The sequence below is a fragment of the Paraburkholderia sp. JHI2823 genome (assembly GCF_038900695.1).
Classification (GTDB): domain Bacteria; phylum Pseudomonadota; class Gammaproteobacteria; order Burkholderiales; family Burkholderiaceae; genus Paraburkholderia; species Paraburkholderia mimosarum.
Genome location: NZ_JAYMRY010000003.1, coordinates 270874 through 293956, shown reverse-complemented (window position 1 = coordinate 293956; position 23083 = coordinate 270874). Strand labels below are relative to the sequence as shown.

Below are 23083 nucleotides of genomic sequence, written 5' to 3'. Positions count from 1 at the left end.
TCAGAGCCCCAAGCCGGAGACGGCGTCGGGCGCGTCGGCCGCCTCGCCAATTACGACACGCTCGCCGAATTTCAGGCCGTCACGCACTTCGACCTTCACGTTGTTGTTCAACCCGACGTGGACCTTTCGGGTGACGAGCTTGTCATCGGCGCCAAGCACGCGCACCGCATACCGTCCGTCCGGCGCCTTCGCGCCAAGCGCGGCGACCGGGATGTGGAGCACCTGGCGCGCAGTACCAAGCAGCACGCTGACCTGCGCGGTCATTGAGATGCGCAGTCGGTGACCGGGATTCGCTACCTCGAACAGCGCGTTGTAGAACACGGCGGTATTCGACCTTGATGAGCCGCCCATGCCGCCGAGCGGATTCTGCGTGTCGAGAAAATTCTGTGGTGCGGGTTCGATCGCGCGCAACTTGCCGTAGTAGCGCTTGTCCGGTTCGCCAAGAACCGTGAAGTACGCGCTCTGATCGGGATGTACCCGCATCACGTCGGCTTCGGACACCTGCGCCTTCACGGTCATCGTGTCGAGGTCGGCGAGCTTCAGGATCACCGGCGCTTGCTGCTGCGCGATTACAGTCTGACCTTCCTGCGTGACGATCGCGACGACTTCACCGTCCATCGGCGCGACGATCCGCGTATAGCCGAGGTTGGCCTGCGCCGTTTCGATCTGGATGCGGGCCGCGCGGATCTGCGCGTCAAGCGAAATGAGGGTCGCACGTTGCACGTCGAGCTCGGCTTGCGCGGCTTCGTAGTCTTGCTTCGAGGTTGCGGCGTGCGGCAGCATCTGCCGCTGCCGTTGGAAGGCGAGCTCCGCCTGTGCGAGCCGCGCAGCCGTCGCGCGCCTCTGCGCGGCAAGGTTCTGCTCGTCGGCTTGCGTCTGGCGGAGCGCGTTTTGCGAAATCACCGGGTCGATCTCCGCGAGCCATTGTTCCTTCTCGACTTTATCGCCCAGCTTGACCTTCAGCGACTTGAGCTGACCGGACACCTGGGCGCCGACGTCGACCTGCTTGAACGCCTGCAGCGTTCCCGTCGCGAGCACCGTGTTTTCGAGATCACCGCGCTCGACCTTCGCAGTCAGGTATTGCGGACGCTCGTCCGGCACGAGCCAACGCCACGCGAGTCCAACGAGCAGGACGACGACGGCGAGGCCTGCAACCGCGTAGCGCCAGCGGCGTGAGGATTGCTTCATGGGACCGGTCTATGTCAGGCGTGTGCGAACGAATAACCGTAATCAAATTGAAATAATATAATTGGGAAACGGAAAGAAAGCGAGAGTTCACCGCCGCTGCGAGCTTCGCTACTTGTCCGAATTCCACGAGGAGCAGGCTGCTGCTGCCCGCGACGGCTTGAGTGCGTCCAAGGCCGCGGGCGCGCTGGAAGTCAGTGTGCAGTCGATGTACAACCGTTCCCGCTTGTGGAACGAGCAAGTGTGGTCTGCTGTCCGGCCATGGTGGCGGTCGCCCTCGTGCGTTGTCCGAGGTGATGCTCGCTACGGCGATGGAAGTTGCACGCGCGGAGTCCATAACACGCGTGCAAATCGCGAAACGCATTGAGGCTGAGCATGGCGAGCAACAAGCCGCTCAATCGTGCGCCATGGCGCGGTCGATCGAGATCTGCGACGGCATCATGTTGACGTTGGCGTTATGCATGACCCACAGCGAAAGCCCGACGATCACCGCAATCAGAAAGGCCGTGCAGATGAAGATGCCCGTGTTGGCGCGCTGGCTGCGCGACGCGCCGATATGCAGGAAATAAAAGAGCTGCACGACGAGCTGCGCGATGCACAGAACGACGATGGCCGCGAGCCCGAACTCCGGCGAAACGACTCGGCACATCACTACGCCGAACGACGCGAGCGTGAGCACGAGCGAAAGCACGGTGCCGATCATGTAGCCCTTGAAGCTGCCGTGCGACGCGTCGTCACCAGCGTGGTGAATGGCATGGGATTGGCTCACAGGAAACCTCGCAGATAAACGAACGTAAACACACAGATCCACACGAGATCGAGGAAGTGCCAGAAAAGGCTCAGGCATGCGAGACGGCGGCGGATCGTACCGGTCAGGCCAAACTTGAAGGTCTGATGCATCATGACCGCGATCCACAGCAGACCCGCCGTGACGTGCAAACCGTGGGTGCCGACCAGCGTGAAGTACGCGGAGAGATAAGCGCTCGTGCCTGGCCCGGCTCCGTCGGCGATGAGCTTGGCGAATTCGTTCACCTCCATCGCGACGAAGCCCGCGCCGAACAGGAACGTGACGGCGAGCCACACGATCACCTGGCCGCGCCGCTGCGCGTAGAGGTTCAGCATGGCCATGCCGAACGTGACGCTGCTCGCGAGCAGCAGCAGCGTTTCGCCGAGCACGTATGGCAGTTCGAATAGTTCCCTGGCGCCTGGACCGCCCGCCGTCGCGTTCGCGAGCACGCCGAACGTGGCAAAGAGCGTCGCGAAGATGAGGCAATCGCTCATCAGGTAGATCCAGAAGCCCAGCGTGGTCCTGGCGCCGTCGTCGTGATCGTGACCATGACCATGGGCGTGAGTAGTAGCAGCGTGAGCCATGGTTTACGCCATCTCCTCGATTTGCTCGGGTTGTTCGAAACGCTTGATGCCGAGTTGTCTGAAGCGCGCATTCTCGATGCGCTCGACCTCGGCGGCCGGAACCCAGTAATCCACATCCTGGTCGTAGCTGCGCACGATGAACGTGGCGATCATGCCCACCAGGCCCACCGCCGCGAACAGCCACATGTGCCACACGATCGCGAAGCCGAACAGCAGGCTGAAGGCCGCGATGATGAAACCGGCGCCGGTATTGCGCGGCATGTGGATGTCTTCGTACTTGCGCGGCTGCACCCAGGCGCGGCCCGCTTCCTTGTTGTCCCAGTGCTGCTCCATTGAGGTGATCTCCGGCAGCACGGCGAAGTTGTAGAACGGCGCGGGCGACGACGTCGACCATTCGAGGCTGCGGCCGTCCCAGGGGTCGCCGGTCAAGTCGCGGTTCGCCTCGCGATCGCGCAGGCTCACCACGATCTGCACGATGAACGCGAGAATGCCCATGCCCACGAACACCGCGCCCACGAGCGCCACGACGAGCCACGGATGCCAGTCGGCCACCTCATAGTGGTTCATGCGGCGCGTCATGCCTTCGAAGCCGAGGATGTAGAGCGGCGTGAAGGCGAGCCAGTAGCCGATCAGCCAGCACCAGAACGACACCTTGCCCCAGAACTCGTTGAGCGTGAAACCAAATACCTTCGGGAACCAGAAGCTCACGCCGGCGAGGCAGCCGAACACCACGCCGCCGATGATGACGTTATGGAAGTGCGCGACGAGGAAGAGCGAGTTGTGGAGCACGAAGTCCGCGCCCGGTACGGCCAGCAGCACGCCCGTCATGCCGCCTACGGCGAACGTCACCATGAAGCCGATCGTCCAGAGCGTGGCGCTGTGATAACGGATGCGGCCGCGATACATCGTGAAGAGCCAGTTGAAGAGCTTTACGCCCGTCGGGATCGAAATGACCGTGGTCATGATGCCGAAGAACGCATTGACATTCGCGCCGGAGCCCATCGTGAAGAAGTGGTGCAGCCAGACGAAGAACGAAAGCACGCCGATCGACGACGTGGCGTAGACCATCGACTTGTAGCCGAACAGCGGCTTGCCCGAGAACGTGGCAATGATTTCGGAGTACGCACCGAACGCGGGCAGGATCAGGATGTACACCTCGGGGTGTCCCCACACCCAGATCAGGTTGATGTACATCATCGCGTTGCCGCCCAGCTCGTTCGTGAAGAAGTGCATGTCGAGGTAGCGGTCCATCGTGAGCAGCGCGAGCGTGCCGGTGAGCACCGGGAACACCGCGACGATCAGGATGTTGGTGATGAACGCCGTCCATACGAACACGGGCATCTTCATCATGTCCATGCCCGGCGCACGCATGCGCAGGATCGTCACGATGAAGTTGATGCCGGAGAGCGTGGTGCCGAGGCCCGATAGCTGCAACGACCATATGTAGTAATCCATACCAACGGTCGGGCTGTAGCCGAGTTCCGAGAGCGGCGGATAGGCCACCCAGCCAGTGGCTGCGAAGTCGCCCACGAACATCGACACCATCACGAGCACCGCGCCCACGACCGAAAGCCAGAACGAGAGCGAGTTGACGAACGGATAGGCGACGTCGCGCGCGCCGATCTGCAGCGGCACGACCACGTTCATCAAGCCCAGAATGAGCGGCGTGGCCACGAAGAAGATCATGATCACGCCGTGCGCCGTGAAGATCTGGTCGTAGTGATGCGGCGGCAGATAGCCCGCCGCGTCGCCATAGGCGATGGCCTGTTGCGCGCGCATCATGATGGCGTCGGCGAAACCGCGCAGCAGCATGACGACCGCCAGAATGATGTACATGACGCCAATGCGCTTGTGATCGACGGACGTGATCCACTCGCGCCACAGATAGCCCCACTTCCCCGCGAGCGTGATCGCGGCGAGCAAGGCGAGGCCACCGAGCGCTACGACGGCGCCCGTGCCCATGATGATCGGCTCGTGCCAGGGAACGGCGTCGAGCGTGAGTTTTCCGAACATGGTGTGATTACTCCGCTGCCAGGATGGCGTTACGGTTGAGCGTGAGCGCCGGGGCGCCGCTGCCCGGGACCGCGCTGGGGACCGTGCCGCAAATGGGGTTGCCGTGCACGTCGCGCATGTACTTGCCGACCACGCCGTCGAAGAGGCCGGGCGCGACGTTCGAATAGAGCGTCACCGGGGTCTTTTCGCCGGGTTGCGCGAGCCGTTCATAGGCCGCGCGGCTCAACATCGTGGGCGAGGCCTTCGCTTGCGCGATCCACGCGTCGAAATCGGCGCGGCTCTTGGCGAGCGTGTCGAAATGCATGTCGGAAAAGCCCGGGCCGCTGAAAGCCGCCGAGCGGCCCGCGTAGACGCCGGGCGCGTTCGCGATGAGGTGCAGCTTCGTCTGCATGGCCGGCATCGCGTAAACCTGGCTGCCCAGTTGCGGAATGAAGAACGAGTTCATCAGCGACTCGGCCGTGAGGTTGAACTCGACCGGCGTATCGACGGGAATCGCTAGCTGGTTCACGGAGGCCACGCCGTAATCCGGGTAGATGAAGAGCCACTTCCAGTTGAGCGCGACCACGTCGACGCGCACCGGCTTCACTTGCGACTCGATCGGGCGATATGGGTCGAGCGAGTGTGTCGTGCGCCAGATCAGCACGCCGAGCGTGAGCACGATCACACAGGGAATCGACCACACCACCACTTCGATCGCAGTCGAATGCGACCAGCGCGGCGCGTAGGTCGCGTTCGTGTTGGAGGCGCGATAGCGCCACGCGAACCACAGCGTGAGCAGGATCACAGGAATCACGACGAGCAGCATCAGGCCGAGCGCGATCAGGATGAGGTTCTTTTCCTGCACGCCGATGTCGCCCTTCGGGGCGAGCAGCGCCATGTTGCAGCCGCCGAGCAGGACGAGCGGACCGGCCGCGGCGACGAGCGAGGCGCGACGCAGAAAGCGGGCAATAACGGGAGTACGGGGTGAAGGCGGCGGGCCGGCTGTGGCGGCCCGCCCCGAGCGAGGGTCTGGATTGCGCATGTCTGGTTCCGAGGTTGACGTTCGCGCAAACCCATCCATACGTGCTCATTCTGCTGCTGCACGAGCCGCCCAATCGCACGACCACGCGCCGCCGCAGATGCCATACATAGCCTATATGTATGGATTTACGCGCTTCATGCACGCATGCTAGAGTAAGACATGACGCATACATCCGCGACACAATGACACACGATCACCCTTCCCCGAGCACCGGCGAAATCAATGCATGGGCCACGGCGATGCAAAGCGGCAGCGGCCCGCGCTACCTGCGGCTCGCCGATTTCATCGAAGACGCTGTGGCGCAAGGCGCGCTGCGCCCGGGCGAGCGCGTGCCCGCGCAGCGCAGCCTGGCCGCCCTGCTCGCGGTCGATCTGACCACTGTCACGCGCGGCTTCAACGAAGCCCGCCGGCGTGGCTTGATCGAGGCACGGGGGCCGCTCGGCACCTTCATCGCCGCGCCGCGCGCCGAGCTGCTGCAACGCGTGGACCTCAGCATGAACATCCCGCCGCCACCGGTGGGCCTCGAGATGGATGTCCTCCTGCGCGAGGGCATGTCGCGCGTGCTGTTGCGCAGCGACGCCGACCTGCTCATGACCTATCACATGGGCGGCGGCGGCCGCGCCGACTGGGAAGCGGGCGCCAGGTGGCTCCGCCCGATGCTCGGCCAGGTTGCGCCCGAGCGCGTCGTGGTCTGCCCCGGCGCGCAGGCGGCGCTCGCAGCACTTATCCTCGCCTTCACGCAAACCGGCGACGCCATCCTTGCCGAGCCGCTGATGTATCCGGGCTTGCCGCACGCCGCGGCGCAGCTGGGCCGGCGCGTCGAGCCGGTTGCCGCGGACGCCCATGGCATGCGCCCCGACGCGCTCGAAGCAGCCTGCCGCGAGTACGCGGCGCGGCTCGTCTACTTGAACCCCACGCTGCAAAACCCGACCACGGCGACCATGCCCGAGTCGCGCCGGCTGGAGATTCTCCAGGTGGCGCAGCGCTGCGGCGCGCGCATCGTCGAGGACGATCCCTACTGGCGCTTCGCGCCGGACGCGCCTCCCCCGCTCGCGCGTCTGGCGCCGAACCAGGTGTGCTATCTCGCGACGCTTTCCAAGACGCTCTCGCCCGGTTTGCGTACGGCGTATCTCGCGCTGCCGGACGAACAAGCGCATGGGCGCCTCCTGAGCGCGTTGCGCACCTTCTCGCTCATGGCCGCGCCGCTCACCAATGCGCTCGCCACGCACTGGATCGAGGAAGGCGTGGCCGAGCAGATCTTCGCTGGCGTGAAGGCCGAGGCGCGCGAGCGGCAGCGCATCGCGGCGCAAACGCTGGGTTCGTCGGCGGGCGCGGGCATCCACCTCTGGTACACGCTGCCGCGTTACTGGCAAGCGCGCGAACTGGCCGCCGCCGCGAGCACCGAGGGCCTCGCCGTGGCGCCCTCCACGGCGTTCCAGCAAGGCCCGGAATCCGCGAATGCCATCCGCATTTCGCTGGGCGCCACGGGCGAACGCGAACAACTGCAGGCCGCGCTGCGCAAGCTTTCTGGGCTGCTCGCGAACGACCGCAGCGCGCAGGCGCAAGTGATCGTGTGACGGCGCCTCGGTCGTGGGTCGCGCGGCGGCGCGCACCATTGCGCACCTGCACCCACGATTACGCACCTGCGCGCACCCTTACGCACCAGCGCGCGAGGTGCGGCCTTCGCGGCTCGCGCTTGCGTGTTCTTCATCGGCTGCTCTGGCATCGCAAATGCTACGTTTTCTTTCTTCAGTGCCCCTGCGCGCGCGTGCCCACATAATGGCGAAGACGCGGCAGCGCGGCGCAAGTACACTCGTCGGACCAGCCGACGGCCGGATTCGGGCAACCGCGCCCGCAAGGGCGCCCCAAACGCGGGAGTAATGACGATGGCAAACGACCAGATGCTTGCGCAGATGCGCGACAAACCGGGCTTCATCGCCGCGCTGGACCAGAGCGGCGGCTCGACGCCGGGCGCGCTGCGCCAGTACGGCATCCCGGAAAGCGCCTATAGCGGCGACGCCGAAATGTTCCGCCTGATCCACGAGATGCGCGTGCGCATCATCAGCGCGCCGGCGTTCACGGGCGAAAAGGTGATCGGCGCGATTCTCTTCGAAGCCACCATGGACGGCGAGGCGCAAGGCAAGCCCGTGCCGGCTTTCCTCTGGAACGAGCGCGGCGTCGTGCCCTTTCTCAAGGTCGATAAGGGACTGGAGGCCGAGGCCGACGGCGTGCGCCTCATGAAGCCGATTCCCGGCCTCGACGCGTTGCTCGAACGCGCGGCGAAGGCGGGCATTTTCGGCACCAAGATGCGCTCCGTGATCGAGCACGCGTCGCCTGCGGGCATCGCTTCGATCGCCGCACAGCAGTTCGCATTCGGGGCGCAGATCGCCGCGCATGGACTCGTGCCGATCCTCGAGCCTGAAGTGTCGATCAAGGCTCCCGACAAGGCCGAAGCCGAGACGCTGCTGCGCGACGAACTGCTCAAGGGCCTCGACGCGTTGCCCGCCTCGCAGAACGTCATGATCAAGCTGACGATTCCCGATACGCCCGACTTCTATCTGCCGCTCATCGAGCATCCGCGCGTGGTGCGCGTGGTGGCGCTTTCCGGCGGCTATACGCGCACCGACGCGTGCGAGCGCCTCGCCAGGAACCACGGAATGATTGCAAGCTTTTCGCGCGCCCTCATCAACGACCTCACGAAGGGGATGAGCGACGCCGAATTCGATGCAGCGCTCGCCGCGAGCATCGACGAGATCTGGAAGGCTTCGGTGCAGAAGGCCTGACTGCCCGGGCGAGGCGCGTCTAACCCGGCGTTAGCGCGCGCCGGGCCGGTTCTCATGCGGGCCGGCGAGGTGAAGGTCAGACGAATTCGGCCTCGGAGCGAGGCCGGTTATACTTGCACCTTCCCTTTTTTCTCCGAATGCACCGGCCATGAGGCAGCTACTCTGCCTGCTCGTCCTGTTGCCGGGCCTCGCGCAAACCGCGGCCGCGCAGGCGCAGCAGACGTCCGCTAGCGACACCGTCAGCGCCCCGGCTGCGAGCGCGGTTTCTCCCTCTGCTTCCGCACCCGTTGCACCCGCGAGCGCCGGTGCGGTCTCAGCGTCCGTTTCCAGGTATCTCACGCAAAAGTTCGGTGTCGCGAAGGAGAAGGCGGCGCAGATCTCGCAGGCCGTAACCGGCGCTGCCGAGAAGTACTCGCTGCCGCCCGCGGTGCTCCTCGCCATCATTTCGATCGAGTCGCGCTTTCGCGAGAAGGCGCGCGGCGCCAATGGCGCGACCGGGCTGATGCAGGTCGTGCCGTCGGCACATCGCAATATCCTGCGTAACAAGGACCTTACCGATCCCGAGGTCAACATCGACATTGGCTCGTCGATCCTCTACGGCTACCAGCGGGCCGCCGGCGGCGACCTCAACTCGGCGATGAAGAACTATGGCGGCTCGAAGGCCTATGCGGAAAAAATCCGCACGCGCGCCGTGGAGTTCAGCCGCGTGCTCGACACCGCTAGCGCGCCCGCCGCGAGCGACGCGCCCGCAAGCGCGGAGCTTGCGGCTTCGACGGCGTCGGCTTTTGCGGCAGCGGCCGCTTCGGCTGTGAGCGCGGCTTCCGCGCCTGCTGCGAAAGGTTCTGGATCGGGGGCTTCGGCGCAAGCCTCCTTGCAAAGCACGGCTTCGAGCAACGCCCGGTAATCGCGCTTTTCAATACACGGGTTCGACGGATCGACGAAAACGCCAGGTGCGTGAGACCAGCAGCGTGCCGAGCGCAAGCCTGCGCGAAGCTGCATGCAGACGGATGCGCGCGCAACGAATCGACAACACTCGCGACGTGGGTGAATCGGCAGTCTGCTCCCGAGTGCGGGCGGCACTGCCGTCATGCAGGCAGTGATGAACCGGGAACGATCGCGGCGCCGGCCACATGTGTAAACGACCCTCGCGTGGCTATGCCGCGCGAGGGTCGTTTCCGAACGGAGAATCCAGCGCCACCAAGGCTCACGCGCCGATTGCGGGCGTCTCGCCGTTTTCCGGATGCGGTGCCGGTGCTTGCGCCGCATCGGCCCTGGCGTCAGGCTGCACGGCCTGGACTTCCGATTGCACTTCGGCAGTCGGCGCGGACTGGGCTTGCGCTTCGGTCTGCACTTCGGCAGTCGGCGCGGACTGGGCTTGCGCTTCGGTCTGCACTTCGGCATTCGGCGCGGACTGGGCTTGCGCCTCCGGCCGTGCTTGCGCCTTGCCGTCTTCGCGTGCCTTGGCCTGCGCCTCGGCCTTGGCCTTCTGGCGCGCGAGCGCCGCGTTTGCGCGACCGATGTGCGAGGGGTCGATGCCCGGACCTTCCGAAGCCGTGCCGTCGAGTTCGTAACGCGATCCGCCCGCGGCGACGCGCTCGTGATAGCGCGGATGATTCACGTGACGCTTGAGCACGGCGACGATCATCGTCCGCTCATACTCGGGATGACGGGCGACGAGATCCTCGGCCACGCCGATCTTGAGCGGCAAACGGTCGCGGAATGCAGGGTAGTGCTTCGCGAATACGTTCCAGACCGTGTTGAGCTGGCGGTTGCGCTCGATGCGCGCCCTTTCTGCCTCGCTCAAATTCGCTGCCGGCGGCTGCTGGGGCCGCGCCGGACGCCGGCGCTGCTGCGCGGCGCGCTCGCCGCCTTCCTGCCCGCGAGCCGGTTTGGGCTGTTGCGGGCGGCGCGGCTGCTGCGCGCGTTGGCCCTGCTCCGCTGGTTGCCCTTGTTGCGCCTGCTGCTGGCCAGGTTGCTGCGCTCTTGCGCCCTGGGGCCGGCTGTGGCGCGAACGCGAGCGCTCGTCCTTGGCGCCGGCCGCGCCCGCAGGCGCCGCGCCATCTCTCGGCGCGCGCGGTCCCTTCGGGGCGTGCGAGCCGCCATGGCTCTTCGCGCCCTTGTGGGCAGGCTTTCCCTGCGATTTTTGCGCGTGTTCTTCGGGCGGCTGGCCCGAGCCGCCACCCATGCTCTTCTTGATCTCAAGAAGACCTTCCTTGAAGCTCAGGGTACGGCGTTGTTGCGATGCGGCTTTCACGTCCAGCTCTCTTCCATATGGGACCGGACGCTATGATACCGAATCGCGGCCGACCTAACCGGGCAATCGTATGACAGAGCTGCGCCTGAATCCGCCATCATGCGCCCGCTGCTGGTAGCAAATACCCCTGTAGCGCGATAAAACCCCGATTTTCCGCTCCCTATCCCTTGCGCCCGCAAGGACCGATTCCTCTCTCCATCAACACATCATGACGAATTCCGCATCCGCCCCCCGTTCCGCCGTTCGCGCCATCGTCACCGGTCATACGCGGGGGCTGGGCGCAGCGCTCGCCAAAGCGCTGCTGCAACGGGACATCGACGTGCTCGGCCTCGGCCGTGGTACGCACGGCGAACTCGCGTCCCAATACGCGACGCGGTTCGCGCAAGCCGTCGTGGATCTTGCCGATCCCGCCGCGCTCGACCGCTGGCTGGCCGGAGAAACGCTCAAGGCCTTCGCACACGGCGCGCAGTGCGTGCTGCTCTTCAACAACGCGGGCACCGTCGACCCCATCGCGCCGCTCGGCGCCCAGGATGCGCTCGCCATCGCACGCGCCGTGGCACTCAACGTCGCAGCGCCCTTGATGCTCGCGAATGCGCTCGCCGCCATGCCTCATTCGAGCGCGAGCGCGTCGCGCCGTGTCGTGCACATTTCCAGCGGTGCTGCACGCAACGCCTACGCCGGCTGGAGCGTTTATTGCGCGACGAAGGCCGCGCTCGATCATCACGCGCGAGCCGTCGCGCTCGACGCACCGCCTGGCGTGCGCGTCTGCAGCCTCGCTCCGGGCGTGGTCGATACCGGCATGCAGCAGACGATACGCGCGACGAGCGCCGATCAATTCCCGATGCGCGAACGCTTCGAACAACTCAAGCAAAACGGTTTGCTGTCTACACCGGAAGCTGCCGCGCAGCAACTGATCGACTATGCGCTCAGCGAGGCATTTGGATCCGTGCCGACAGCCGATGTACGCGATCTCGTCAAGGCGTAAGCGCTTTGCGCGTCGGCGGCGGTCTCCCGCAAACCTTCACCTTAGCTTCCGTCCGTAGTGGAATGGGTGGGCCGGACAACGCGTTTTTTCCGCTGGCCGAGCCGTCCTTTTCTTGCCAGCCGGTATCGTCTCCCGCAAACACTCACCTTTGATATTCCCAACCCGCTTCACGTAAGCGCGATACGCGGCCGTACCGATTTCAGCCGTCGCGCGCCGCCCGCGAGCATGAGCAACGCGCCGATCGCGAGCAGGTCACCGGCGAGCCTCGCGGGCAGCAAATCCGTGACATGCGTTGCGCGCAGGAGCGTGTCGATTGCATTGGAGGCCACGGCGCCGCCCACAAAGCACACCAGGCCCTGCTGACCCACCGTGACGACGGCCGGCAGCCGTTGCGCGAGCCTTGCTATCCAGCCCTTGCGCACCGCCTGCGCTGCCAGCCAGGCAATGGCGGCAAAATTCACGATCCGCACGCTTGCGAGGTTCTGCTTCATATAGCCGGGCTGCGGGTCCAGATCGGCGAACAACTGGATGAACGCGAACGTTGCAACCAGCGACACAGCGGACACGGTCAACGCGCGACCCGCCAACGAAACCTGGAAAGCACTTGAGACGGGATAGAGGCGGCACAGCAGGCCGAGCATGAACATGGCCTGCCAGGCAAACGGATTGAACGGCCACGACGCGCCCGGAGCCGCAGGCAGCCACACGGCAAGCCAGCAGCCGCCGAACCACAGCACGAAACTGCCCACCAGCACGACATCGGGCGAACGGCGCGCGTGCGGCATCACGAACGGCAAGACCGTCACGAGCATGATGTACATCGGCAGCACGCCCGCGAGGTAAGGCTGATCGCGAAAGACCGCGATATTGGCGAGCATCGTGAACGGCTGCGCCGCGAAGCGCAGATAGCCCGACGCCGCCACCAGCGGCGAATCGACTCGCAGCATCACCGCGGCGGCGCCCGAAAGCAGCATGAGCGCGGCGGTGCACAAGTAGGCGGCGTAGATCTCGCGTCCACGTCGCCAGAAGCGACGGTTGGCCGCTTGTTCCCCCTTGCGCCCGGCGATGGCGAGCCAGGTCGCCGCGCATACGTAGCCGCTCACGAACACGAACACTTCCGCGGAGTCGCAGAACGCGAAGTTGTGCAGCATCACATGCGAAAGCACGCTCGACGGGACGTGATCGAGCGCAATGGCAATCAATGCGAAACCCCTGAAAAAGTCGATTTCGATCGATCGCTTCGCTATCTGGTTCATCAAAGACGACTCCCGTTCGTGCCGAAGATTACGATTGAAGGGATTTACGGTCGCGATTCGATGAAGCTGTCAGCTTCATTGTTCTTTTTGTAAGGATGCCTGATCGATTCGCCACCCACTGCGTTGCACATGAAAGGGTTTCGTAATAGCCGGCGCGAAAGCCCCGCGCCACTATGCGAATTTGATGCCAGCTCCACGCCGATTCCGGCTGAGCAACCCATGCTAAGCATTTCCCGTGCGCGATGCGCTCACGCAGCCGCCCGCCCATGCCCGAACGGTGCGCAGCATGCCCACCAGGACAGCACCCGCCCTTTTCTGGTGCCGCATCCGACGATATCGCTCCCGCCCCGTCGCGGCCGCTGGAAGGCGTCCGAAAGCAATGCATGCGTCCTTTGCGCGAGTCATGCCGGATGGACGCCGTGCACGCGCCAAGGGTTCCGGCGAATTGGCCGATTTTTGTCGCCGCGCCCAGGGTCATCCCGCCCTCTCCGTCGATTTACTTGACACCTAAAGTAAATCAATTTACATTGTCCCTGCGGTCTGAACGAAGCTAAACGAAGGAGCGAGCATGCGCATTGTTTGCATTGGCGGCGGGCCGGCAGGCCTCTATTTCGGCCTCTTGATGAAGCGGCGTCACCCCGGTTACGAAGTCACCGTGATTGAACGAAACCGCCCGTACGACACCTTCGGCTGGGGCGTGGTGTTCTCGGACCAAACGCTCGGAAACCTGCGCGCGGCCGACCCCGAAAGCGCCGGAGAAATTCTCGACGCCTTCAATCATTGGGACGACATCGAGATTCATTTTCGCGGCCGCTCGGTCCGCTCGTCGGGGCACGGCTTCTGCGGCATTGGCCGCAAACGTCTCCTCAATATCCTGCAGGCGCGCTGCGAAGCGCTCGGCGTGAAGCTCGTATTCGAATCGCAGATCACGGACGACGACATAACCCGGGCCGACCTCATCATCGCGAGCGACGGACTGAACAGCGCCACGCGTCAGAAGTACGCCGCCACCTATCAGCCCGATATCGATCTGCGCAATTGCCGCTTCGTGTGGCTCGGCACGTCGAAGCTCTTCGACGCCTTCACGTTCGCATTCGAAGAAACCGAATGGGGCTGGTTCCAGGCGCATGCCTATCGCTTCGACGACAACACCTCCACGTTCATCGTCGAAACACCCGATCACGTATGGCGCGCGGCGGGGCTCGAGACCATGAGCAAGGAAGACAGCATCGCGTTCTGCGAAAAGCTGTTCGCGCGCTATCTCGACGGTCACGCGCTGCGCTCGAACGCGTCGCATCTGCGCGGCTCGGCGCAATGGATCCGCTTTCCGCGCGTGGTCAATCGCGAATGGGTGCACTGGAAAACCGCGGCCGACGGCAAACAAACGCCCGTCGTGCTGATGGGCGACGCTGCGCACACTGCGCACTTCTCGATCGGCTCGGGCACGAAGCTCGCACTGGAAGACGCCATCGAACTCGCCAACAGCATGGAAGCGCACCCCGGCGATCTGCGCGCGGCGCTCACGCACTATACGAACGTGCGCAGCGTGGACGTGCTGCGCATTCAGAACGCCGCGCGCAACTCCACGGAGTGGTTCGAGCACGTGGACCGCTACGCGAAGTTCGAGCCGGAGCAGTTTGCCTATTCGCTGCTCACGCGCTCGCAGCGCATCTCGCACGAAAATCTGCGCGAGCGCGACGCCAGCTATCTCTCCGGTTTCGAAGCGTGGCTCGCGCAGCGCGCGGGTGGCGAGGCGCGCGCAGTGCCGCCGATGTTCACGCCCTATACCGTGCGCGGCGTCACGCTGAAGAACCGCGTGATCGTTTCGCCCATGGCGCAATATTCGGCGCATGACGGCGTGGCCGGCGACTACCATCTCATGCATCTCGGCGCGCGCGCCATGGGCGGCGCCGCGCTCGTCATGACCGAGATGACCTGCGTTTCGCCCGAAGCGCGCATCACCCCCGCCTGTCCGGGCATGTATGCGCCAGAGCATCTGCAGGCCTGGAAGCGCATCGTCGATTTCGTGCATACGAACTCGGACGCGAAGATCGGCGTGCAACTCGGTCACTCGGGCGCCAAAGGCTCGACGCGCGTGGCCTGGGAAGGCATCGACCAGCCGCTCGACGACGGCAACTGGCCGCTCGTCTCCGCTTCGCCGCAACAATACTTGCGCGGCGTGAGCCAGTGGTCGCACGAGGCCAGCAAGGAAGAACTGCGCGAAATCGAGGCGCAATTCGTGCGCGCCGCGCAAATGGCAGTCGAGGCGGGCTTCGACTGGCTCGAATTGCACTGCGCGCACGGCTATCTGCTTTCGAGCTTTCTCTCGCCGCTTACGAACCAGCGCACGGATGAATACGGCGGCTCGATCGAGAATCGCCTGCGTTATCCGCTCGAAATTTTCAGGGCGATTCGCGCGGTATGGCCCGACGACAAGCCGATTTCGGTGCGCGTTTCGGCACACGACTGGGTGGAAGGCGGCAACACGCCCGACGACGCCATCGAGATCGCGCGCGCCTTCAAGGCGGCGGGTGCGGACATGATCGACGTTTCCTCGGGTCAGGTGAGCAAGGAAGAAAAGCCCGTCTATGGCCGCATGTTCCAGACGCCCTTCGCCGATCGCATCCGCAACGAAGCCGGAATCGCGACGATTGCCGTGGGCGCGATTTCCGAAGCCGATCACGTGAACGGCATCATTGCGGCGGGGCGCGCCGATTTGTGCGCCGTGGCGCGGCCGCATCTGGCCAATCCGTCGTGGACGCTCACGGAAGCCGCGCGCATTGGCTACCTCGACATCAAGTGGCCGCACCAGTACACGGCCGCCAAGACGCAACTGGAGCGCAACATAGAGCGCGAGCGTGCGGCAGCCGCCGCGGCCGCTGGGCTTTCGCCACTCGAGCGCGCACAACGCGCAGAAGGAACGGTGTGAGCATGAACCAGGCAATCCTCAACGATCGTCACGCCGTCGTCACGGGCGGCGGCAGCGGCATCGGCGCCGCAACGGCTGCTGCCCTCCTGCGTGCCGGCGCCCGCGTCACGCTGATGGGGCGCGACGCCGCGCGGCTCGATGCGCAGCGTGCGGCGCTAGGCGGCGGCGAAAACGTGGCCTGCGTGAGCACCGATATCACCGACGAAAGCGCCGTGAACGCAGCGTTCTCGCGAGCCGCAGAAAAACTTGGCGCCGTGGATATCCTCGTCAACAACGCAGGCCAGGCCCAGGCCGCGCCGTTCACGCAAACCGACCTCGCGCTGTGGAAGCGCATGCTCGACGTCAATCTCACGGGCGTGTTTCTTTGCACGCGGGCGGTGCTGCCCGCCATGCTCGCGCGCAAGGCGGGGCGCATCGTCAACGTCGCGAGCACGGCGGGCCAGGTCGGCTATCCGTATGTCGCCGCCTACTGCGCCTCGAAACATGGCGTGATCGGCATGACGCGCGCGCTTGCGCTCGAAGTGGCCACCCAGGGCGTGACCGTGAACGCCGTCTGCCCCGGCTATACGGAAACGGAGTTGCTCCAGGCGTCGCTCGAACAGATCACGCGCAAGACTTCACGCAGCGAGGCTGAAGCGCGTAGCATCCTCGTGCGCCACAACCCGCAGCAGCGGTTCGTCACGCCCGACGAAGTCGCCAACGCGGTGCTGTGGCTCTGCGCACCCGGATCGTCCGCGATCACGGGCCAGTCCATTTCCGTCTCAGGTGGAGAAATCACATGACCTCGCCCGCATCCACGCGCAAGAACGCCACCGCGAAGGCCGCAACGAAAGCGCCGCGCAAGGGCGTAGAGAAGCCGGCCGAGAACGTCGTCGACATGGAAATGAGCACGGGTGCCGACAGCCACATGGGCCTGCGCCTGTGGCTGCGCCTGCTCACCACGACGAACCTCGTGCAGGCCGAGTTGCGCCGCCGCTTGCGCGCCGAATTCGACACGACGCTGCCGCGCTTCGACTTGATGGCGCAACTAGAGCGCCACCCCGAAGGCCTGCGCATGACCGAACTCTCGCGCCGCTTGATGGTGACGGGCGGAAACGTCACCGGCATTACCGATCAGCTCGAAAAAGAAGGCCTCGTCGTGCGCGACGTCGCCCCCGACGACCGGCGCTCGTTCGCGGTGCGCCTCACACCCGAGGGACGCGCCCTCTTCGACCGCATGGCGGCAGCGCACGAGCAATGGGTCGTGGAACTATTCGGCGGCCTCTCGCTCGACGAGAAGTCGAAGATGCACGAGCGCCTCGGCAAGCTCAAACAACATCTGCGCAACGGCATCGAAGGCTGAAGCCGCGCGGAGCAGATAGACAGGAGACATATCTTGACGACACGTTCCAGCGCCGACGCGCTCTTCGCAGGCAACCGCGTGACGCTTGCGGGCTATCAGGCTAAACACTTTGGCTGGTCTGTAGAGAGCCGCGTCGCGACCATCACGCTCAACCGCCCCGAGCGCAAGAATCCGCTTACGTTCGAATCTTATGCAGAACTACGCGATCTCTTTCGCCAGCTCGCCTATGCAACCGACGTGAAAGCCGTCGTGCTGCACGGCGCCGGCGAGAACTTCTGTTCGGGCGGCGACGTGCACGACATCATCGCGCCGCTCGTCGATCTGCCGATGCCGGAACTGCTGATGTTCACGCGTATGACGGGCGATCTCGTCAAAGCGATGCGGCACTGCCCGCAGCCGCTCATCGCCGCCGTGGACGGCGTGTGCGCCGGCGCGGGCGCGATTCTCGCAATGGCCTCCGACATGCGCTATGCCACGGCACGCAGCAAGCTCGCGTTTCTCTTCACGCGCGTGGGACTCGCGGGCTGCGACATGGGCGCGTGCGCGATCCTGCCGCGCATCATCGGGCAGGGCCGCGCCGCGGAACTGCTTTATACGGGGCGCTCCGCGAGCGGCGAGGAAGGTCATGCGTGGGGTTTCTACAACCGCCTCTGCGACCCCGAGACGCTGCTCGCCGATGCCCAGAAGCTCGCCGCCGATCTCGCGTCGGGCCCGACTTTCGCACACGGCATCACCAAGACGATGCTGCATCAGGAATGGACCATGAGCATCGACGAGGCCATCGAATCCGAGGCCCAGGCGCAGGCGATCTGCATGGCCACGCGCGATTTCGGCCGGGCCTATGAGGCGTTCGCGGCGAAGACGCGTCCGGTTTTCGAGGGGGACTGAATTGAACGCTGCCGCACAAACCAACCTTCACGACCCGCTCGCGTGGCCTTTCTTCGAAGATCGTCATCGCGCGCTGGCTGCGGGAATCGAGACCTGGGCGCGTGAGCATCTCTCGCACGTGCCGCACGACGATGTCGATGCGACCTGCCGTACGCTGGTGCGCAAACTGGGCGACGCCGGCTGGCTGCGCTATGGCGTGGGCGGTACGGCATACGGCGGCCATGGCGATACGATCGATACGCGCGCCGTCTGTTTGCTGCGCGAAACGCTAGCGAAACACTCGGGCCTCGCCGACTTCGCGCTCGCGATGCAGGGTCTCGGCTCCGGCGCGATCTCGCTGGCCGGCAACGACGCGCAGAAGTCGCGCTATCTGCCGCGTGTCGCGCGCGGCGAGGCGATCGCTGCGTTCGCGCTCTCCGAGCCGCAAGCGGGCTCCGACGTAGCCGCGATGGCGCTCGCCGCACGCCCCGAGGGCGACGACTACGTGCTCGACGGCGAAAAGACGTGGATCTCGAACGGCGGGATCGCCGATTTCTACGTGGTGTTCGCGCGCACCGGCGAGGCGCCGGGCTCGCGCGGCATCAGCGCCTTCGTGGTCGATGCCGACACGCCTGGGCTTGAAATTGCCGAACGAATCGACGTGATCGCGCCGCACCCGCTCGCGCGACTGAGTTTCACCGGCGCGCGCGTGAAGCGCAGCCAGATGCTCGGCGCCCCCGGCGAAGGCTTCAAGATCGCCATGCGCACGCTCGATATCTTCCGCACGTCGGTCGCCGCGGCTTCGCTGGGCTTTGCGCGCCGCGCGATGGCCGAGGGGCTTGCGCGCGCCGCCTCGCGCAAGATGTTCAACCAGACGCTCGGCGACTTTCAGTTGACCCAGGCAAAGCTCGCGAACATGGCCCTCACCATCGACAGCAGCGCGCTGCTCGTCTATCGCGCGGCGTGGCTGCGCGACCAGGGCGAGAGCGTGACGCGCGAAGCCGCCATGGCGAAATGGCATGCAAGCGAAGGCGCGCAGCAGGTGATCGACGCGGCCGTACAGCTGTGGGGCGGCATGGGCGTGCAGAGCGGCAACATCGTCGAATCGCTCTACCGCGAGATTCGCTCGCTGCGCATCTACGAAGGCGCGACCGAAGTGCAGCAACTCATCGTCGGGCGCGACCTGCTCAAGGAATACAACGCCGCGTAAGCCTGCGCGGCCCCTCTATGGAATCGGACGAGACATGAAACAAGCCCTTCTTCCCGCAGGCTGGATCAAGCCGCGCGGTTATGCCAACGGCGTGGCCGCCACCGGCACCCAGGTCTATATCGCCGGTCAGATCGGCTGGGACGAGAACGCACGCTTCACGAGCCGGGAATTCGGCGCGCAGGCCGTGCAGGCGCTGCGCAATATCGTCGCCGTGCTCGGCGCGGCGGGCGCCAGGCCTGAGCATCTCGTGCGCATGACCTGGTATGTCACCGACAAGAAGGAGTACCTGGCATCGCTGAAGGAGATCGGCGCAGCGTTTCGCGAATTGATCGGCGACTACGACATCGCGATGAGCGCGGTTCAGGTGGTCGCCCTCATGGAAGACGAAGCCAAGGTCGAAATCGAAGCAACGGCCGTGATTCCCGACGACGCGCGCCTCACGCGCGCATAGGCCGCGGCAAGCGCAACAGCACGACCCGCCCATTCAGACTGCCGGAGACGCCATGCAACCCACCGCCCATGTCGATACCTTCGCCCGCGATCATCTGCCGCCCGAGTCGCAGTGGCCCGACATGCTGCTCGACAACCCCGACGTCGCCTACCCCGCACGCATGAATTGCGCGGTCGAGCTGCTGGACCGCGCGATCGAGGCCGGGCACGGCGAGCGGCCGGCCATCTGGTCGGACATCGACGGCAAGCCCCAGGCGACGACATATGCCGAGCTGCTCGCGCTCGTCAATCGCAGTGCCCACGTGCTCGTCGAAGACATGGGACTGCAACCGGGCAATCGCGTGCTGTTGCGCGGGCCGAACACGCTGCAGATGGCGGTCGCGTTCCTCGCGTCGCTCAAGGCAGGCCTCGTGGTGATTCCCACCATGCCGCTGCTGCGCGCGAAGGAGCTCAAGCAGATCGCCGACAAGGCACAGGTTAGCGCCGCCTTGTGCGACGTGCGGCTCACCGAAGAACTGGCGCGCTGCATGGATCCCGCCGACGAATTTTTCTGCGAGAGCCTGAAGCAGGTCCGCTATTTCCACGACGAGGCGCCGCGCGACGCTTCGCCGGGCGACGCTTCGCCGGGCGTCGGTTCACGGGGCACGCTGGAAGCCTTGGCGAGAAACAAGCCCGCCGACTTCACGGCCTGCGATACGGCCAGCGACGACGTCTGCCTGATCGCCTTCACGAGCGGCACGACGGGCATGCCGAAGGGCTGCATGCACTTCCACCGCGACGTGATCGCCATGTGCGACGTCTTCCCGCGCCACATACTGAAGCCCGCGGCCGATGACGTGTTCTGCGGCACGCCGCCGCTCGCGTTCACATTCGGGCTGGGCGGCTTGTTGTGCTTCCCGATGCGAGTGGGCGCATCGACCGTGCTGATCGAGAAGCTCACGCCGGCGCTGCTGCTCGATACCATCGAGCGCTTTCGGGCGACGATCGTCTTCACCGCCCCCACGTTCTATCGGCAGATGGCGCCGCTCGTCGCGCAGCACGATCTTTCCAGCCTGCGCAAGACGGTCTCGGCAGGCGAGGCGCTGCCGCAGGCCACGCGCGACCTGTGGCACGAGGCGACCGGCATCGAGATGATCGACGGCATTGGCGGCACGGAACTGATTCATATCTTCGTTTCGTCGGCGGGCGCCGACGTGCGGCCCGGCTCCATCGGGCGTGCGGTGCCGGGTTACGTCGTACAGGCGCTGGACAACGATCTGCAACCTGTCGCGCCGGGTGTAACGGGCAATCTCGCCGTGCGCGGTCCGACCGGTTGCCGCTACCTCGCCGACGAACGCCAGAAGGTGTTCGTGCGCGGCGGCTGGAATCTGCCCGGCGACGCCGTTTCGATCGACGCCGACGGCTACGTGTTCTATCAGGCGCGCTCGGACGACATGATCGTTTCGTCGGGCTACAACATCGCGGGGCCGGAAATCGAGACGGTGCTCATGCAGCATCCTGCGGTGGCCGAGTGCGGGGTGACGGGCGTGCCCGACGAACTGCGTGGCCAGGTGGTCAAGGCCTTCGTCGTCCTGCGCCCAGGCTTCGACGCGAGCGACGCGCTGGTCGCCGAGTTGCAGAACTTCGTGAAAAACGCGGTGGCGGCGTACAAGTATCCGCGCCTGATCGCGTTCATCGACGCGCTGCCGCGAACCGAGACTGGGAAGCTCAAGCGTTCGGCATTGCGGGCGCTGTAAAGCGGGAACGCATTGCGCGGACGGAATGCGCATGATCCTGCGCATTCCGCTCCTCGGCGCCGCGTTTGCGCGCAATTGCGCTCATTCGGGCTAAGCTGGCCCCGCGAGTTTTGCGCAAAATTATGCGCAAATTCCCGCCGACAACCTATAATGCGCATCATCATGCGCAAAAATCACACCGACTTGCCGATCTCCAACGTCGAGCGCCTCGCTGAGTCGCTGCGCGCGACCCGGCGCGCGCGCAAGTTGACCCAGCAAGCGCTGGCCGATCGTGCCGGCATCGCCCGCCGCACCATTACGAACGCCGAACGCGCGGGCAACGTCGGCATTCGCGAACTCTGCCGTCTCGTGAACGCACTCGGCTACGAAGTCGTCTTGCGGCCCATGGATACCGTGATACTCGAGGACCTGAATGATATCTTCAGGGACGACGAATGACAGGCGATGCCCCATTCGACCTCGAGCGGCTCCTGCGTGAAATCCGCAGTCTGCAAGTGCATACGCCGCAGGGCCCGAGCGGCTTGCTGGCGCGCGAAAGCCGCTTCGTCTTCAACTACGGCGACGTGCCGGACGTCGCTGGCGTATCGCTCACCATGCCGGTGCGCCGCCAGAGTTACGCGAGCGGCGACCTGATGGGCGTCTTCGCGATGAACCGGCCTGAGGGCTACCTGCGCTTCGTGATAGAGGAACGGCTCGCGCGCTACGGCGCGCCCAGCGACATGTTCCTGCTCTTTCTCGCCGCCCGGAACCAGATCGGGCGGCTCACCTATTCGGTGCCGGGCGAGCGCGTGCCGGAGAGCGAAGGCGAGCGCCTGGAAGAACTGCTCTCTTCGCCCTCGGGCCGGTTGTTCGAGCGCCTGATCGACCGCTATGCGCTGGGCTCCGGCATTTCCGGCGTCCAGCCGAAAGCGGTTGTTCCCCTCGCCGGTCAACCCGCCGCGCGGCCCGCGGAGCACACGGCGCTGCCGCTTCGCACGGTGATCGTGAAAGCGGAAGGCGATGATTTCCCCGGGCTCGCGCGCAACGAGTTCTTTTGCATGTCGGTGGCGAAGGAGGCGGCGCTCGAAGTTCCCGACTTCTGGCTTTCCGACGACGGCAAGCTCTTCGTCATGTCGCGCTTCGACCGCGAGGCGAACGGCACGCCCCTCGGATTCGAGGACATGAGCGTGCTCACCGGCAAGGCGAAGTACGAGGGGAGCTACGAAATGATCGCCAAGGCCGTCGACATCTACACGCGCTCGGACCCGGTGCAGAAGCGGCGCCTTTTCGAGCGCATCGCCCTCTCTTGCCTGCTGCGCGACGGCGATGCCCACATGAAAAACCTGGGAATCCTCTATGCCGATCCAACCGGGCCACGCAGGCTCGCTCCGGTGTTCGATGTAGTCTGCACGGACATCTATCCCGACCTGGACGGGCGCATGGCGCTCAGCCTCAACCGCAGCAAGACCTTCCCGTTGACCGCCGAACTCCTTGCTTTCGCGCGGCGCCTCGAACTCGGCACAGCCGAAAGCGAGGCCATCATGGCGCGCCTCCGGGACGCATACCGCAGCGTTGCGGCGCGGCTCGCCGGTGACCGGCGCTTTGGCGAAGACGACCTCCTTTCGAAGATCCGGCGCGCCGTCGAACGCCCGGGCGTCAAGCCCGTCTCGCGCCCCAAACTCATCCGCTAACGGAGGACGCA

At 65.2% G+C, this 23083-nt stretch carries 20 protein-coding genes; 13 read left to right on the top strand and 7 right to left on the bottom strand.

The features are described 5' to 3' along the window. The 5 genes from macA to cyoA form a co-directional block, all read right to left on the bottom strand. Window positions 1-1188, bottom strand: a complete 1188-nt coding sequence (gene macA / locus VSR34_RS05705; RefSeq protein ID WP_028210199.1) for a macrolide transporter subunit MacA — start codon at window positions 1186-1188, stop codon at window positions 1-3. A gap of 391 nt (window positions 1189-1579) precedes the next feature. Beyond that, the gene (gene cyoD, locus VSR34_RS05700; protein WP_028232317.1) at window positions 1580-1954 is read right to left on the bottom strand and encodes a cytochrome o ubiquinol oxidase subunit IV; all 375 of its coding nucleotides are present in this window, start codon (window positions 1952-1954) and stop codon (window positions 1580-1582) included. After that, window positions 1951-2556 carry a cytochrome o ubiquinol oxidase subunit III gene (cyoC, locus tag VSR34_RS05695; RefSeq protein WP_028210201.1) on the bottom strand — a complete coding sequence of 202 codons (606 nt, stop codon included), beginning with the start codon at window positions 2554-2556 and terminating at the stop codon, window positions 1951-1953. The genes cyoD and cyoC overlap by 4 nt, the downstream gene beginning before the upstream one ends. Window positions 2557-2559: 3 nt before the next feature. Beyond that, window positions 2560-4569, bottom strand: coding sequence for a cytochrome o ubiquinol oxidase subunit I (gene cyoB / locus VSR34_RS05690; protein ID WP_028210202.1), 2010 nt, complete (start codon window positions 4567-4569; stop codon window positions 2560-2562). Window positions 4570-4576: 7 nt separating this feature from the next. Beyond that, complete coding sequence (cyoA, locus tag VSR34_RS05685; protein WP_342962064.1) at window positions 4577-5590, bottom strand: ubiquinol oxidase subunit II; 1014 nt, start codon at window positions 5588-5590, stop codon at window positions 4577-4579. Between the two features lie 239 nt (window positions 5591-5829). On the opposite strand from cyoA, the gene VSR34_RS05680 reads away from it, so the two are divergent. The 3 genes from VSR34_RS05680 (at window position 5830) to VSR34_RS05670 (ending at window position 9277) form a co-directional block, all read left to right on the top strand. After that, window positions 5830-7167, top strand: a complete 1338-nt coding sequence (locus tag VSR34_RS05680; protein WP_342962118.1) for a PLP-dependent aminotransferase family protein — start codon at window positions 5830-5832, stop codon at window positions 7165-7167. A gap of 309 nt (window positions 7168-7476) precedes the next feature. After that, on the top strand, window positions 7477-8373 hold the full coding sequence (locus tag VSR34_RS05675; protein WP_342962063.1) for a fructose bisphosphate aldolase: 897 nt from the start codon (window positions 7477-7479) through the stop codon (window positions 8371-8373). Window positions 8374-8521: 148 nt separating this feature from the next. Then, a complete protein-coding gene (locus tag VSR34_RS05670) occupies window positions 8522-9277 on the top strand; it encodes a transglycosylase SLT domain-containing protein (RefSeq protein WP_342962062.1) in 756 nt (251 codons plus the stop codon). A 300-nt stretch (window positions 9278-9577) separates the two neighbouring features. Here VSR34_RS05670 and VSR34_RS05665 read toward each other — a convergent pair whose 3' ends face one another. After that, window positions 9578-10627, bottom strand: a complete 1050-nt coding sequence (locus VSR34_RS05665; RefSeq protein ID WP_342962061.1) for a ProQ/FINO family protein — start codon at window positions 10625-10627, stop codon at window positions 9578-9580. Between the two features lie 208 nt (window positions 10628-10835). Here VSR34_RS05665 and VSR34_RS05660 point away from each other — a divergent pair, with 208 nt between their 5' ends. After that, entirely contained in the window at window positions 10836-11612 is a 777-nt protein-coding gene (locus tag VSR34_RS05660; RefSeq protein WP_342962060.1) for an SDR family oxidoreductase, read from the top strand. A 167-nt stretch (window positions 11613-11779) separates the two neighbouring features. Here the strand turns inward: VSR34_RS05660 and VSR34_RS05655 are convergent, their stop codons facing one another. Beyond that, window positions 11780-12868, bottom strand: a complete 1089-nt coding sequence (locus tag VSR34_RS05655; protein ID WP_342962059.1) for an OpgC domain-containing protein — start codon at window positions 12866-12868, stop codon at window positions 11780-11782. Window positions 12869-13436: 568 nt separating this feature from the next. Between VSR34_RS05655 and VSR34_RS05650 the strand changes: the two genes are divergently transcribed. The 9 genes from VSR34_RS05650 (at window position 13437) to VSR34_RS05610 (ending at window position 23072) form a co-directional block, all read left to right on the top strand. Next, window positions 13437-15797 (top strand): bifunctional salicylyl-CoA 5-hydroxylase/oxidoreductase, encoded by a 2361-nt coding sequence (locus VSR34_RS05650; protein WP_342962058.1) that lies wholly within the window; start codon window positions 13437-13439, stop codon window positions 15795-15797. 2 nt (window positions 15798-15799) lie between these two features. After that, entirely contained in the window at window positions 15800-16579 is a 780-nt protein-coding gene (locus VSR34_RS05645) for an SDR family oxidoreductase (protein ID WP_342962057.1), read from the top strand. Then, on the top strand, window positions 16576-17139 hold the full coding sequence (locus tag VSR34_RS05640; protein ID WP_028210212.1) for a MarR family transcriptional regulator: 564 nt from the start codon (window positions 16576-16578) through the stop codon (window positions 17137-17139). The genes VSR34_RS05645 and VSR34_RS05640 overlap by 4 nt, the downstream gene beginning before the upstream one ends. A gap of 33 nt (window positions 17140-17172) precedes the next feature. Next, window positions 17173-18027, top strand: a complete 855-nt coding sequence (locus VSR34_RS05635) for an enoyl-CoA hydratase family protein (protein ID WP_036017990.1) — start codon at window positions 17173-17175, stop codon at window positions 18025-18027. A gap of 1 nt (window position 18028) precedes the next feature. Beyond that, window positions 18029-19216 (top strand): acyl-CoA dehydrogenase family protein, encoded by a 1188-nt coding sequence (locus tag VSR34_RS05630; protein ID WP_028210214.1) that lies wholly within the window; start codon window positions 18029-18031, stop codon window positions 19214-19216. A 34-nt stretch (window positions 19217-19250) separates the two neighbouring features. Further along, window positions 19251-19667 (top strand): RidA family protein, encoded by a 417-nt coding sequence (locus VSR34_RS05625; RefSeq protein ID WP_028210215.1) that lies wholly within the window; start codon window positions 19251-19253, stop codon window positions 19665-19667. A 52-nt stretch (window positions 19668-19719) separates the two neighbouring features. Further along, a complete protein-coding gene (locus VSR34_RS05620; protein WP_342962056.1) occupies window positions 19720-21402 on the top strand; it encodes an AMP-binding protein in 1683 nt (560 codons plus the stop codon). Between the two features lie 162 nt (window positions 21403-21564). Beyond that, the gene (locus VSR34_RS05615) at window positions 21565-21840 is read left to right on the top strand and encodes a helix-turn-helix transcriptional regulator (RefSeq protein WP_042290750.1); all 276 of its coding nucleotides are present in this window, start codon (window positions 21565-21567) and stop codon (window positions 21838-21840) included. Continuing rightward, on the top strand, window positions 21837-23072 hold the full coding sequence (locus VSR34_RS05610) for a type II toxin-antitoxin system HipA family toxin (protein WP_342962055.1): 1236 nt from the start codon (window positions 21837-21839) through the stop codon (window positions 23070-23072). The genes VSR34_RS05615 and VSR34_RS05610 overlap by 4 nt, the downstream gene beginning before the upstream one ends. Window positions 23073-23083: the final 11 nt, after the last annotated feature.

What these genes read in the sequence shown, in the direction of transcription:
- macA (WP_028210199.1), bottom strand. Translation starts at nt 1,188, where the DNA reads ATGAAGCAATCCTCACGCCGCTGGCGCTACGCGGTTGCAGGCCTCGCC.
- cyoC (WP_028210201.1), bottom strand. Translation starts at nt 2,556, where the DNA reads ATGGCTCACGCTGCTACTACTCACGCCCATGGTCATGGTCACGATCAC.
- cyoB (WP_028210202.1), bottom strand. Translation starts at nt 4,569, where the DNA reads ATGTTCGGAAAACTCACGCTCGACGCCGTTCCCTGGCACGAGCCGATC.
- cyoA (WP_342962064.1), bottom strand. Translation starts at nt 5,590, where the DNA reads ATGCGCAATCCAGACCCTCGCTCGGGGCGGGCCGCCACAGCCGGCCCG.
- VSR34_RS05680 (WP_342962118.1), top strand. Translation starts at nt 5,830, where the DNA reads ATGCAAAGCGGCAGCGGCCCGCGCTACCTGCGGCTCGCCGATTTCATC.
- VSR34_RS05675 (WP_342962063.1), top strand. Translation starts at nt 7,477, where the DNA reads ATGGCAAACGACCAGATGCTTGCGCAGATGCGCGACAAACCGGGCTTC.
- VSR34_RS05670 (WP_342962062.1), top strand. Translation starts at nt 8,522, where the DNA reads ATGAGGCAGCTACTCTGCCTGCTCGTCCTGTTGCCGGGCCTCGCGCAA.
- VSR34_RS05660 (WP_342962060.1), top strand. Translation starts at nt 10,836, where the DNA reads ATGACGAATTCCGCATCCGCCCCCCGTTCCGCCGTTCGCGCCATCGTC.
- VSR34_RS05655 (WP_342962059.1), bottom strand. Translation starts at nt 12,868, where the DNA reads ATGAACCAGATAGCGAAGCGATCGATCGAAATCGACTTTTTCAGGGGT.
- VSR34_RS05650 (WP_342962058.1), top strand. Translation starts at nt 13,437, where the DNA reads ATGCGCATTGTTTGCATTGGCGGCGGGCCGGCAGGCCTCTATTTCGGC.
- VSR34_RS05645 (WP_342962057.1), top strand. Translation starts at nt 15,800, where the DNA reads ATGAACCAGGCAATCCTCAACGATCGTCACGCCGTCGTCACGGGCGGC.
- VSR34_RS05640 (WP_028210212.1), top strand. Translation starts at nt 16,576, where the DNA reads ATGACCTCGCCCGCATCCACGCGCAAGAACGCCACCGCGAAGGCCGCA.
- VSR34_RS05625 (WP_028210215.1), top strand. Translation starts at nt 19,251, where the DNA reads ATGAAACAAGCCCTTCTTCCCGCAGGCTGGATCAAGCCGCGCGGTTAT.
- VSR34_RS05620 (WP_342962056.1), top strand. Translation starts at nt 19,720, where the DNA reads ATGCAACCCACCGCCCATGTCGATACCTTCGCCCGCGATCATCTGCCG.
- VSR34_RS05615 (WP_042290750.1), top strand. Translation starts at nt 21,565, where the DNA reads ATGCGCAAAAATCACACCGACTTGCCGATCTCCAACGTCGAGCGCCTC.
- VSR34_RS05610 (WP_342962055.1), top strand. Translation starts at nt 21,837, where the DNA reads ATGACAGGCGATGCCCCATTCGACCTCGAGCGGCTCCTGCGTGAAATC.